Consider the following 13,833-nt stretch of genomic DNA (forward strand, 5'->3'; position numbering starts at 1 on the left):
GGATTTTTTGTCTTAGCTGAATTCTTGCATTACAACTGAGAGTGAGAGCCTTTTAAGAGCCTATTTTAGGGGCTTTCAAAAAATGTGCGCTAAATTTTTTCACTCTCATTTTCTTTACCCCCTCACAAATTCTTAGATTTTTGATTATTTATTTTAAAAATTTATTTATGAAATTTACCGCATTTATATTACTACTTCTAACAAGTATATTCTTAATAGCTTGCTCAGCTAATCAAGCAAACAAAAAGATAAGTAACTCTGAATTAGAAAACTTAGCTAAACAATATGGTGGAGTATATATATTTGATGAGAAATTTGAGAAAGAGGTAGAAATTAAAGAAAAGATAAGAAGGGAAGCAGAACTAAAAATAATAAATGCTTCTACGACCGATGCTGAAATGAGAAAGAATTTAAAAGGCTTTGACGAGAAATATCCTCAAACCCTCTCAAATGGTAAAAAATACTACACTCGTTGGATAGATTATGAAAACCAAACTGGCAAAGAAGCCAAAGTACCAGAAGTTTATATAAATAAGATAAAAGAATTTATCGGAGATGATTTTAGCAAACAAAGACCAGAATTGCTAATGCTTTATCTATATGAAGACAAAGATATGGCTATACCTGTAACTGTAAGAGTATCTTATACATATGTAAAGACCAGCTATGGCTTATATGGTAACGAAGGAAGGGGTTTTAAATTAAGTAAACAAAATTTTGTAACAAGAACTAGTAAAGATAGATTCATTCTAACAAACAACAAATTCATAAAAGCAAACAAGGACAAGTAAGTGCAAACAAAAAAATCAAATAAAGAGCTAATAAATTGCTTTAAAGACTATATTGATATATCTGATGCAAGTTATGCAATGCTTCATAATGTATTTGAGAATGAAAGAAATGGACTTGATGAGCTTTATGATAAATGAAGTAAGCTATAAAAATACTTGAAATAAACTTTTATCTGCATAATAAATTTTAATAAACCCCAAACAGCACATAATAAATTAATAATATTATAAATACAATAACAATAAAATATCCAAACTAAAATTTCAAACATAAAAGGATAATCAATGAAATTTCTAGCTATAACACTCTTACTTCTAACAAGTATATTTTTAATAGCTTGCTCAGCTAATCAAGCAAATAAAAAGATAAGTAACTCTGAACTAGAAAACTTGGCTAAACAATATGGTGGAGTATATATATTTGATGAGAAATTTGAGAAAGAGATAGAAATTAAAGAAAAGTTAAGAAGAGAAGCAGAACTAAAAATAATAAATGCTTCTACGACCGATGCTGAAATGAGAAAGAATTTAAAAGGCTTTGATGAGAAATATCCTCAAACCCTCTCAAATGGTAAAAAATATTATACTAGTTGGCTAGATTATGAAAGAGATACTGGTAAAAAAGCAGAAATTCCTGAAAAGTATATAAATAAAATAAAAGAGCTTATGGGTAGTGATAATTATAAGAAGTCACCAAATAGACCAATATTAGTGGGCTTCTATGAAGATAATAATCAAATAGTGCCTATTGAATTATCAATGTCTTATACATACTATAAAACCAAATATGGCTTATTTGGAGATGAAGGAATGGGAATTAGATTTAAAGATGAAGAGAGAATTTTTATACCAGGTGGAAACAAATTCATTCTAATAAACAATAAATTTATAAAAGCAAACAAGGACAAGTAAGTGCAAACAAAAAAATCAAATAAAGAGCTAATAAATTGCTTTAAAGACTATATTGATATAGCTGATGCAAGTTATGCAATGCTCCATAATGTATTTGAGAATGAAAGAAATGGACTTGATGAGCTTTATGATAAATTTGGTAAAGATAATGTCCCTGAAAATATTGTAAATTCTTATAGAGAAGATGAAAAGAAAAAGCCTATTTGGAGATATTCTGACAATATACATTTAGGAGATAAGATAACAGAAAGCAATCAAACCAAACAATCAAGGCTAAATAATTGTAAACTAGGTGACCCTACTGCTTATGCCCTTTGTATAGAAGCTAGATTTATGGCAGATAAATTTGTAAAAGATCCCAATAGCGAAGAAAATGAAAAACCAAAAAAATTAGAAAATAATGTTAAAAGATTTATTACAACTCCAGCTGATAAAAATGGTAATAAAGCTAATCCTAAAATTTTCTACACCACTGAATCCCTCTCCCCTCGCACAAAACTTTTTGTTAATCGCTATGAGCTAGTAAAGCACATACCTAATCAAAAATCAGGTTTTAGCTCAACTATATTTTATGATACGCTTAAGTCAAACTATATAATAGGCTTTAGAGGAACAGAGATGAAAATAAACGATCTCTTAGATGATGCCTTTATGGCTATCACATCAAGAGCGCTTATGCAAATATCTGCCTTAAAATCACTTCAGTCCTCTATGCAAGAAGCTATAAATTCTCATAGTCAAAACTTAAGTGGTTTAGATAACACCGCCAAAGACATCATCCTATCAGGTCACTCATTAGGTGGTCATCTAGCTCAAATATATGCAGTAACTTTTAAAGATAGCGGAGTAAAAGAACTTTATACCTATAACGCTCCAGGAATTTATGGTGGCATATTAGCTTCAGCTTTTACTTGGAGCTTAAGGCTTCTTAGCTTTGTAGCCAAAGCCATAGCAAAAGGTGCAAGATGGATAGCAAGGGTCATAGACAAAGATGGCTTTATAGGAAAGATGGTAGGCTCAGTCTTTAACAAGATAAAAGGTATGTTTGGCTTTAAAGATGATAAGAGCAGCGTAGACGAATATGTAGATGTGGTTAAAAATAATGAACAGGCTCAAAAGACTCTTGCAGATAAAAAGGTTAGCTCTAATATAAATAAAGCTAGCAAAGAAAAAGATATAGACATAGAGATACATCACATAGAGAGCGTTAAACAAAGTATCAATAGAGATGAAGATAGCTTTTCGAAAGATGTGGCTGTTTTGATAGAACCTACATTTTCAGTAATATCTGATCTAGGCTATAAGCTAGGCATAGATACAACTGGCGAAGTAAAGTATGAAAATACTGAGAATAGGCACTTGGTGAATATATTGATTAGATCTCACTTTTTAAAAGAGAGCGTTTTGGTTTTATATATGTTGTGTTATCTCTTGGAAAACAAAGAAAATGAAGCCAAGATAGAGGGTAAAGATATAGCTGAAGCACTTGATTATCTAAATGAATATATCCAGTCGCTTAAATTTAAACTAAAATGCATAAGATCGAAGTTAAATTTGAATGTAAATATAGATGATATAAGCGATGCTTCTATGCTAGATACGCCTTTATATATCTTTTATGCTTATTTAAATCTCTTTTACGAATATGGCAAATTTGGTGATGAAAATTTTAAGCAAGATATGGTCGGGTATATAATAGAAAATTTAGGCAGCATCATAGATAAAAATAGCAACAAAGAGGCACATCTAGTAAAGATACTAGATATAGATGATCTAGATAAACTAGATGCGACAAAGATAGTAAGTGATGCTAGAGCTGGCGATATAGATATGCTAGTGGCAATTTGTGCTTTGAATTTATTTGTATTTGAAAAAAAGATAGATGTAAATGAAATTGGCAAATATTTCTCTTATAGCAAAAATATCTATAAAAATATAACGATACTACGAGATAATAGAGTGGATATAGCAGAGGCTAGCATCTTCGTAAAAGATAGAATAGATATGCTAAAGAGCATAATAAATCTAAAATACGCGGATCTAGTAAAGCTAAAAGAAAATGAAAATTTTTTAGCTAGCATAGACTCTAAGGACATAAGCTCTAGCGATGAAGCCATAGTAATAGCTAATAATAAATCCGCTCAAAATAATGATGATGTAGCTTACAATAATAAAGTAGCAACCGATGATATAAAAGCTCTTATGAATGAGAGCGTGGGAAGTATCTTTTATAAAAACAACGATACCCTTAGTGTAAGTGCAGTGGATAAAAGTATAGTCGATGTTGAGGTATTAAAGGAGATATTTAAGCTAGATAGTAAAAATATGAATCAAAGAATATATCTAAACTCTGCTCTTTTGTCTAAAGCTAATGAAGAGGAGGATTATCCACTTTATTTTAAAGACGAAAAATATAATAGTGATGAGAATATCCCTCTAAATTTTACTCATCAGCCAAGAGATGAGGATAAAGATATAGGAAGGCTAAATGTTGCTTATAGAAATTCTCAAGCAAATATATTAAATTATTCACTACTAAATAAGAGTCTAAATATCAATCTAAAACCAATGAGCAAAAAGACCAAAGAGGCTCTTTCAAATTTAAATCAAAGGCAAAATTTACAAAAAGATAATCAATCTAAAGAAATTTCATCCACTGCAACTTCATGCCCTGTCATAGAAGACGACACTATCATTTGCCCACATGGCGGTCATGTGATCTTAAAAAGTAGAGCGGGCAGGAGTATAAGATCAGACGATCAAGGCGTGATACTTGATGTTGATTTTATAAACTCACCAATAGTAGGCTGCTCTGCTAGGACCCCATGCGTCATAGTAGCTTATGTACCAAGATCAGCACTTAGTCTAAAAAGCATGAATGATCACTACGCTGTAATGCAAGATCTAGTGCCAAACTGCCTAAGCAACACCGGTTCTTCGCTAAGGTGCATAAAAAAAGAGAATAAACTAAAACTAGAGCATAGTTTAAGTAATCCTATGTTTGAGAATAATAACCTTGCCGTACAAAATCCAAATTTAAATAAGCCATTGATCAGACTTCATATAAAAGCTTTTGCTTCTCAAATAGATAATCTTTTGGTAACTACCTATTATCTATTTGATAAAAAATTTGAAGATAAAAATGGCTTTAGCAAGATCAAACTCAATTTAGACGAGGGAAGAGACGTAGAGGATAAGAATTTAAAGGCTCTTTTAGCGGATAATTATGACGATAAGCGTTATGACATCAAAGAATTTAAACTAAGATATGGAGTGGATAAACTGAATTTGATATTTGTAGTTCCAAAGAATTTTAGCTCTCTTGATAAAGAGAACTACAAAAAGGCAAATAGCCCGGAAAGTGGGGTAGGCTTTTTTGCCAGTTTAGATGAATTTAATAGTTCTAATATAGAAAAGAATAGACGTACTTACACTTATGTTTTTATGTCTCCAACTGGAGCTAAAAGCATAGAGCTTGAGATAGCTAAAGGGCTAGATAGTGGCTATACAAATGACATAAACACAACTAGCTTTGTAATGCTTGTTAGTTGATAAATTTAAAGAGAGGGATCGTTCTTGAGATTAGATAATACAAAAATTATTAGAAGTATAGAAGACTTGCTTGACGCATTTGATGTTTTTGCTGACAAATATCAAAACATAACATTTTATTGTCGCGATTTAAACCATTTTCATGATACCAATATATTAAATGGAGATGCTTTATATAACAAGACAATCGCGAGGCTATACAATCACAAGAAAGCCAATAAAAATGTGCTTATAAAAACATATAAGTATTTAGAAAAGTCAAATTTATTTAAAAGCGAAAAAGCTGTTAACACAACCAATAAGATAACAATCAAAGATATTGATATAGATGTAGAGGTTCTTAGTAAAGAACAAGATGTAATAGCAGAATTCGTAAAAGAGCTAATAGAACTTGCAAATAATGGTAGAAGCAAAGACAATAAGATTAAAAATTTTGACGATGCATCTAGCCAGTTGGTATCTAACTATAAAAATATAGAGACAAATTTTGAGGCTATATTAGATAAGCTAAAAAATTCGCTAATCAACAAAACCAATACAATACTAAGTCGTGAAAATTTTGATAAAAGAGATGAAACCGTAAAAGCCATAGAAGAGAGCTTTAAAAATATAAAAGAAAATCTCAAAAAAGCTTCAGATGATGGCAATAAATATATTTTAAAAGAGATCACAAAATTTCTAATCAATCTTGTCGACATAAGCGATATAAAAGGATCATTTAAGCCGCTAGCTTTATTGCTGGCAGCTCCAGAGGCGATAACTACTACTACAAATATAATTGACTTTTTAAACAAAAGGGGCTTTTACGCGTTTTCTGGTCCAGCCGCTAGCTTGCTAGCTACTAAATTTGGCTTTATACTAGGTCTATTAAATACAGTGTCGTTTAATAATATATTGGTTTTTACAAATAACGATCAAAAAAGTGGAAAATTTATAGATTTTTCATGCTTTGATATAACAGCCACTAAAGCCAAGAGCAATTATGATGAGTATATTGGTATTTGTTCTGATTTTATTTTAGAGGGCGATGAGCAAAGCTTATTTGACGCTAGAGTAAGCAAAAATGAAAATGTAGACAAGTCTAAAAATATATCTATATGTAAAAACGACAAGAACAATAGCGAAGAGAGCTTACTTAAAAGGATAGAAGAGTGCGTGATCGCAAATAGAGCAAATTTTGTCTATATGCAATATCCATTTTTTAACTCTTTCAAATTTGCAAATCTCCTAAAAGACAAATCCCTAACAACAAAAGACAATACTCACAATACAAATAATAGTAGCGGCATCTCTAAAAACTATCTTGTCGTCTCAAACGCCCCCATAAGGCTAAATGCAAAGCTAAACGAGCACCTTATACAAAACATCTTAAGCTATAAGATAGAAGATAGTATAAACAGAGTTAGCGGTAAAAAGATAGTTGATCCCAAAAATGTAGGCAATGTAAAAGACTATAGTCAGTACTCTATACAAATAGGTGCCAAAAACGATGAAGACCTTTATCTTTTAAGTTTAAGCCCTTTTACGAGAGTTATTAACTCTAGGCTTGCAAAATTTGAAAAGGATATAGAGGAGTATAACTCATATATGAAAGGTGTCAAAAATTTTCATGGAAGTGACGCAAAATCAGTAGAGGTTTTAAACACCACTTTTAACGCAAAATACAAAAAATTTAATGAGGCAAATTTATATCTAGGTCGCATAAATAGACACTTTAAAAACGCCAAAGATATGGAAGAGATAGTTAATAATGAAGAGGAATTTTTAAAAGCCAATATAAAGGAATTTGAAATTTTCTTTTCAGGCTTAAATTCAAACTTGAAACATGATAAAGTGGCTTATTTTTTAAACCAATACTTTAAAATGCCTAATGAAGGGATGGAGAGTTTTGAAGCAATAGCTGATGAATCTTACAATCAAGTTTCTATAAGGACACATTATTACTACCCTGCTACAAAAATATTTCTTCTAGTGATGGGCTATTATGTCATAAGGCAGATATTTGATAGCTCTATTATTAAGCAAAAAGGATTAAAATTTTCATATCTTTCATCAAACTATGAGACACTAGAGATATTTGGTGAAACACTTAATGTTCTTTACGAAAATACATATTATATACAAGAAAATAATGCTATTGTGCCTATTTACTTCTTCAAGCAAACAAAAGAAGCAAAAAAAGAACAAGATGCTATCTGCATAGAAGAGATAGTAGAAAAAATAGAGCAAAGCCATGTAAGAAATGGTGAAAATATACTAGACGATGACTCCTATAATGAGCTAAAAGAGCTTCTTAAAAATTCTACCGGCATAGACGGAGAAAGCATAGATGATAAGAATTTTGAAAAGTATATTAAACAGATAGACGATGATGAGTATAAATATACTATAGATCTATCTTTAACATCAACATTAGATGATGCCCTATATGATATATTTCCATTTTATGGCTTTTTCATAGACAAGTCTGACGATATAATGAAAAAAGTAATTGACGCTGTGTTCTCAGGTGGTAAAGGCAATATCTTTAAGAATATTTTTATGGAGCTAATAGGAGAACTAAAAGTATTTAGTATGCTAGGCGAAGCGCCAGTTGCAAAACTAGTTCACGAAAACAACAAAAAAGCCTTGAAAAAAATCAAACAAACAGCATTTGCTGGAGTGGTCAAAGTAAAAGGCAACCAACTTCTCTATATATATGTAGATAACAAAAAAAAATCCAAACACAGCATAAAAAAAACAAAACAATGGATAGATGAATTTGAAGTAGGCATAAATGTAAAAAGACAAATAGCTATAAGTGCTGGTAAAAATTTTTTAAAAAATAGCTTAAAAACTTATGCAGAAACTTTAATACAAGCTGGATTTGGCTTTTTAGTAGATAGTTTTTTCATCAACAACTACGAACAACAAAAAAGATCTTATGAACTAATACTTCATAAGTATTTCACAAATAAATTTAATGATACCTATGCTGTTAAGAATATATCTTATGAACCTTATTCAAATAAAACAAGTGAATATACCTACTACCCTATAGAGATATACTCATCTTTTATAAATATAGATCTAAAAAGAACTATTATAGGAGGAAGACTATCTAGTGGAGGACTAGACTATCATAACTTCTTCTACTATGATATAAATACCACTACAAACAAACTAGACTCTAATCTATCTAAAGATATAAGTCTAGATACTATGATATCTTATCTATGCCTAGATGAGCTAAGAACAGATAATAAAACTGATGAAGAGTTCTTTAATAACCTTAACAAAAGAAATAAAAAACTAGCATATTCACCAAAAGAGCTTATGCTACAAGGAGTTAAAACATTGCTAACAATAAGTCCATCAAACTCAATAGATATAAAGCAAAGAGATGAAATTTATGAGATGTATAAAGCAAATAAAAGCACCTCAAAACAAGCCCTACCAATAGACAAATACAACGAAGCTATGGAGATACTAGAAGACTTTAAAAATGGAAATTTAAATACCAATGTATGTGAAGTAGATAATAAATCAAGAAGACTACTAAAGGCATTAGATGTAATAGGAAACAACAATGTAAAGGGTATGTATGTGGGGTGTAAGATAAACAACGAGGACAAGGGAGACAAGGTAATTCCTCCTCGCCTAATAGGTCGCCTAGCTACTACCATAATAATGGAAGATGGTCTATATATAGGATAAGCTATGAAGAAGATCATATTTATCATCATAACTCTTTTAGCGGTCATAGTAGTAGCAGTAATAAGCAAAGGAAAATTACAAGATAAAGGAAATTTAATGGATAATACTAATACGTATACGGTTATAGCACTTAACGGTAGAGAGGTAAAATTTGATAAAAATACAAATTTAATAGTTGCAAAGCATGATAGTAATAGACAGCTAGCTCCAGATCTTGCAGCTAAACTAGTCCTAGACTCCCGCTCCATCCTAGACTCATCTCCATATAAAGACTATAAACCACTACACTATAATCCTAAACCAAATTCTCTAGGTCAAACAGACTATCTATCATTTAAGCCTTGGCTAGATATTAGCTATAAATCAAGTTCAAACAAGATAGCCCCTTGGACTAAAACAGAAAAAGCTTATTATGAAAGTCTAAAAGATAAAAGAGATAGATATATCTATCTAGTAAAAAGAAGCAATCTAAAATGCACTATGGTAGATATCCCAGAAGATGCTATAGGTAGAGTAGATAGCAATGGCAAACTAACAAAGCCTGAATACACTGAAATTTATGATGAAGTAGATAGAAATAAAAATACACTTAAATCAGAACTATTTATAGGAGAGTGGGGAATTTGTGCTGGAGTATTAGGAGATAGTGAATCACTAGGCAATGGAAATGAAGGTGGATTTAAAGCAAGAGAATTTCAAGCAGTATTTTTAGCAGCCCAACTAGGAGAAGTAGAAGCATTACATGTATTAGCAGATTGCTTTAAATACTATACATATACAGTTGGAGTAAATAAAAATTTAGACACCTACGAAAAAATTCTTAAACTATATAAAAATCCCCCACTAGATGAATATGGCATGATGCCCTATCTTGATGAGATAGTAGGAAGCTATTTCGTGATGGATTTTAATAGGGGTGGGGTAGCGCAAAATACTTCTGGTTCAATTCATAGACATTTAAGAAAATTAGTAGAAGATGAAGGAAAACTACTAGACCCTAGAGACTTTGATGCAAACGAGACTACAAGGGAAGAATTTGTGAGCTATGTAAATAAAGAAATGAAATTTTACCAAGATAAATTTGATGAGTATGCTTTTCCAAACACATGGGACGATCGCGATTTAAGTCTCTACATCGACTCCACCCTCCTAGAAGCCAAAATAATGTCTCTAACTCCACCTGAAGGTTATCCTAATGCACCATACTATAACACACCAGAAGAGCTAACAAGACTATATGAGGCTGGTAAATTAGATAAAAAGCTAAACCCTCTAACACCAGTGATGTATAGAGAAAGTTTTCCTGAAGATCTCAGGCAAAAGATATTAAGCTATGCAAAAGAGCATAATATAAAGGATTAAATAATAAATTTAATATCTATGGCTCCAAACGGGGCCAAATATAAATATATTAAGCCACTACAATCAAAGACATAGGCATCTATATGGTAACCGACCTAATAGAACTTTATAAAACCTCATATGAAAAACTAGAAGAAAACTATAAAAAGGTAATGCACGCAGGCAATATATTTATCACACTATTAACTTAAAAAAATAAATTAATTTTAAGAGATAATTAGACTTTTTTATAAGAAAAATCGCAAATAGCGATCTATACAAATTCTGATAAAGAATTTCAATATATTTTAATATCAAAATGAGCTAAATTTTGAAAAAATTAAAGCGTATTTTTAAACTTGCTTTTAACTTTTTTGTTATAATATCCCATCAAAAATAAAAAGGATATTTTTTATCCTAATTAAGGTTTTAAATTTGAGAGTATATTTAGACAATAACGCTACAACAATGGTTGATCCTGAAGCTTTTGAGCTTATGAAGCCATATTTTTGTGAAAAATACGGCAATCCAAATTCGCTTCATAAATTTGGCTCTGAAACACATCCAGCTTTAAGAACAGCGCTAGATCAACTCTACACCGGACTAAACGCAAAAGATAGCGATGATATCGTTGTTACTTCATGCGCGACTGAGAGCAACAACTGGGTAGTAAAAGGTATCTACTTTGACAAAATAGCAACTGGCGAGAAAAAGCGTATCGTAACAACCGCAGTTGAGCATCCAGCTATTTTGGCGACTTGTAAATTTTTAGAAAAATATGGCGTAGAGCTTACTGTTTTAGATGTAAATAACGATGGCATAGTCACTCCAGAACAGTTAAGAGCTGTAATGGATGAGAATGTAGTACTTGTTTCTATAATGAGTGCAAATAACGAAACTGGCATGATCTTTCCTATAAAAGAGCTTGCTAGTATTGCTCATGAATATGGAGCTTTATTCCACACGGATGCGGTTCAAGCAGTTGGTAAGATAAAGATAAATGTTCAAGACCTTAATGTTGATTTTTTAAGCTTTTCTGCGCATAAATTTCACGGACCAAAGGGTGTTGGAGCACTATTTATAAAAAATAGCATGCCACTAAGTAGCTTACTTCATGGTGGTGAGCACATGGGTGGACGCAGAAGTGGCACGCTCGATGTTCCTGGTATCATCGGCATGGGTAAAGCACTTGAACTGGCAAATAAATTTATGGATTATGAGCACTCTCATGTTCGCCGTTTGCGTGATAAGCTTGAAGATGCAATTTTACAAATTCCTGACGTTAGCGTTGTAGGAAAAAAAGAACAACGTGTGCCAAATACCATTTTGGCTTCTATAAAAGGCGTTGAAGGCGAAGCGATGCTTTGGGATCTAAACAAAGCTGGTATCGCAGCTTCAACTGGCTCAGCATGTGCAAGTGAAACATTAGAGAGTAACCCAATAATGGAGGCCATAGGGGCAGATAAAGAGCTGGCTCACACCGCACTTAGATTGTCTCTTTCTAGATTTAATACAGAAGAAGAGATTGATTATGCGATCGAGCACATAACAAAAGCAGTAAATAGACTAAGAGGTATCTCTAGTACATTTGCCTACGCCCCAGAATGGCATAAGAGTGGATTATAAAATTTAAAGGAAATAACATGGCAAAGAATAATTTGATCGGAGGCTCTATCTGGGATGAGTATTCTAAGGTAGTGCAAGACAGGATGAATAATCCTAAATTTATGGGAGAGATAACCGAAGAAGATGCTAAAAAGGCAAACGCAAAGCTTATTGTGGCCGACTTTGGTGCAGAAAGCTGCGGTGATGCGGTTAGGCTATACTGGCTTGTTGATGAAAAGACAGATAAAATAATAGATGCTAAATTTAAAAGCTTTGGCTGTGGCACAGCGATAGCTAGCTCTGATACGATGGCTGAGCTTTGTATCGGCAAAACAGTTGATGAAGCAGTCAAGATCACAAACCTTGATGTCGAAAAGGCTATGCGCGACAATCCAGAAACGCCAGCAGTTCCACCCCAAAAGATGCACTGCTCAGTTATGGCGTATGATGTTATAAAAGCAGCAGCTGCAAGCTATAAAGGCATAGACCCAGAGCATTTTGAAGATGAGATCATCGTTTGCGAGTGCGCTAGGGTAAGCCTTGGTACGATTAAAGAAGTGATAAGACTAAATGACCTTCACACAGTAGAGGAGATCACGCAATACACCAAAGCTGGTGCGTTTTGCAAGTCTTGTGTAAAGCCTGGTGGTCATGAAAAAAGAGAATATTATTTGGTGGATATTTTGCGTGATACTAGGGCTGAGATGGAGCGTGAGAAGATCGAAGCTCAGGCAAATGCTCAAGCAAATCACACTTTAGGTGACATTAGCTTTGAAAATATGACGATGGTAGGGCAGTTAAAAGCAGTCGAGTCTGTCATAGATAAAGAAATTCGCCCAATGCTCGAGATGGATGGCGGAAATTTAGAAATTTTAGATATCAGAAATGATAACGGCGAAAATACTGATATTTATATCCGCTATCTTGGTGCTTGCTCAGGCTGTGCGAGTGGCTCAACTGGCACTCTTTACGCGATTGAAAATGTCTTGCAAGAGAGCTTAAGCCCAAAAATTAGGGTTATGCCTATTTGATTTATCAACTAGCCCTTGTGGGCTAGTTTTTATTCTCTTAAGAATTTTAAAATTTCACTTCTAATTTGATTCAAATCGCCCACAAATTTCTTCTCAAACTGCGATCGGTTAAAGGTTCTCTGACGCTTAGCAAGCTGGGCTGTGTGCGTGGCGATAAGCGTTTCTAGCTCGCTTTTTGAAATTTCACCCTCCAAAAACTGCTTGCACTCTTTTAGACCTATTGATTTTAATGGCTTTGGCTCGCTTTTATACTTGTCAAATAAAAACTTCGCCTCATCTATCAAGCCCTCATCTAGCATATTTTTCGTTCGCTTTGCGATGCGAGTTCTAAGCTCATCTTTGTCCCATAAAATTTCAAATATCGCTAGCTCTTTTATGATGCTCTCTTTAGTATTTTCTCTTAGCCAAATGCTTGGAATTTGGCTACTAAATTTATAAATTTGATACCACTTTTCGAGGCGATAAGAGTCATTTTGACTAAATTTACTTGCAAACTCAGGATCGATTTTTACAGCTAGCTCATAAATTTCTTCATTGCTTAAATTTAGCTCACATTTTGGCACATCTGGCGCAAGTCCGCTAAGCATTGATTTTAGATAAAAGCCGCTGCCTCCTGTGATGATGAGTGGACAGTCTTGTAAGCGCGCAAATTCCTTTGCATTTTTATAAATTTCAAAAAATGCCCCAACGCTAAATTCTTCATCAGGATAAATTTCATCTACACCAAAGTGCTTTATAGTTTCAAGCTGCTCTTTATTTGGCTTTGCACTGGCGATATCTATCTCTTTATAAAGTGTAAGCGAATCAAGGCTTAAGATGACGCCGTTAAGCTCCTTTGCAAGCTCAAATGCAAGATCGCTCTTGCCGCTTGCCGTGGTGCCAATTATTGCAAATTCTTTAAACAA

General features: G+C 32.9%; 9 protein-coding genes. 8 read left to right on the forward strand and 1 reads right to left on the reverse strand.

Annotation, left to right across the window (positions count from 1 at the left end; genetic code table 11):
- Positions 1 to 167 precede the first annotated feature (167 nt).
- The 8 genes from CVS84_RS00005 (at position 168) to CVS84_RS00040 (ending at position 12,928) form a co-directional block, all read left to right on the forward strand.
- Positions 168 to 791 (forward strand): tRNA 2-selenouridine synthase, encoded by a 624-nt coding sequence (locus tag CVS84_RS00005; RefSeq protein WP_107690669.1) that lies wholly within the window; start codon positions 168 to 170, stop codon positions 789 to 791.
- Complete coding sequence (locus CVS84_RS00010; protein WP_107690670.1) at positions 792 to 929, forward strand: diadenosine tetraphosphate hydrolase; 138 nt, start codon at positions 792 to 794, stop codon at positions 927 to 929.
- Positions 930 to 1,076: 147 nt separating this feature from the next.
- On the forward strand, positions 1,077 to 1,703 hold the full coding sequence (locus CVS84_RS00015; RefSeq protein WP_107690671.1) for a tRNA 2-selenouridine synthase: 627 nt from the start codon (positions 1,077 to 1,079) through the stop codon (positions 1,701 to 1,703).
- Positions 1,704 to 5,255, forward strand: a complete 3,552-nt coding sequence (locus tag CVS84_RS00020; RefSeq protein ID WP_159070055.1) for an Mbeg1-like protein — start codon at positions 1,704 to 1,706, stop codon at positions 5,253 to 5,255. It begins immediately after the preceding gene.
- Positions 5,256 to 5,279: 24 nt separating this feature from the next.
- Positions 5,280 to 8,951: a hypothetical protein gene (locus CVS84_RS09490; RefSeq protein WP_199906086.1), complete on the forward strand. Its 3,672-nt coding sequence runs from the start codon at positions 5,280 to 5,282 to the stop codon at positions 8,949 to 8,951.
- A 3-nt stretch (positions 8,952 to 8,954) separates the two neighbouring features.
- Positions 8,955 to 10,313, forward strand: coding sequence for a thioredoxin reductase (locus CVS84_RS00030; RefSeq protein ID WP_107690672.1), 1,359 nt, complete (start codon positions 8,955 to 8,957; stop codon positions 10,311 to 10,313).
- Positions 10,314 to 10,727: 414 nt separating this feature from the next.
- Complete coding sequence (locus tag CVS84_RS00035; RefSeq protein WP_107690673.1) at positions 10,728 to 11,918, forward strand: NifS family cysteine desulfurase; 1,191 nt, start codon at positions 10,728 to 10,730, stop codon at positions 11,916 to 11,918.
- A gap of 17 nt (positions 11,919 to 11,935) precedes the next feature.
- Entirely contained in the window at positions 11,936 to 12,928 is a 993-nt protein-coding gene (locus tag CVS84_RS00040; protein ID WP_054196048.1) for an iron-sulfur cluster assembly scaffold protein NifU, read from the forward strand.
- 29 nt (positions 12,929 to 12,957) lie between these two features.
- On the opposite strand, the gene miaA is transcribed toward CVS84_RS00040, so the two are convergent.
- A complete protein-coding gene (gene miaA / locus CVS84_RS00045) occupies positions 12,958 to 13,833 on the reverse strand; it encodes a tRNA (adenosine(37)-N6)-dimethylallyltransferase MiaA (protein WP_107690674.1) in 876 nt (291 codons plus the stop codon).

Source organism: Campylobacter concisus, from assembly GCF_003048575.1.
GTDB lineage: Bacteria > Campylobacterota > Campylobacteria > Campylobacterales > Campylobacteraceae > Campylobacter_A > Campylobacter_A concisus_U.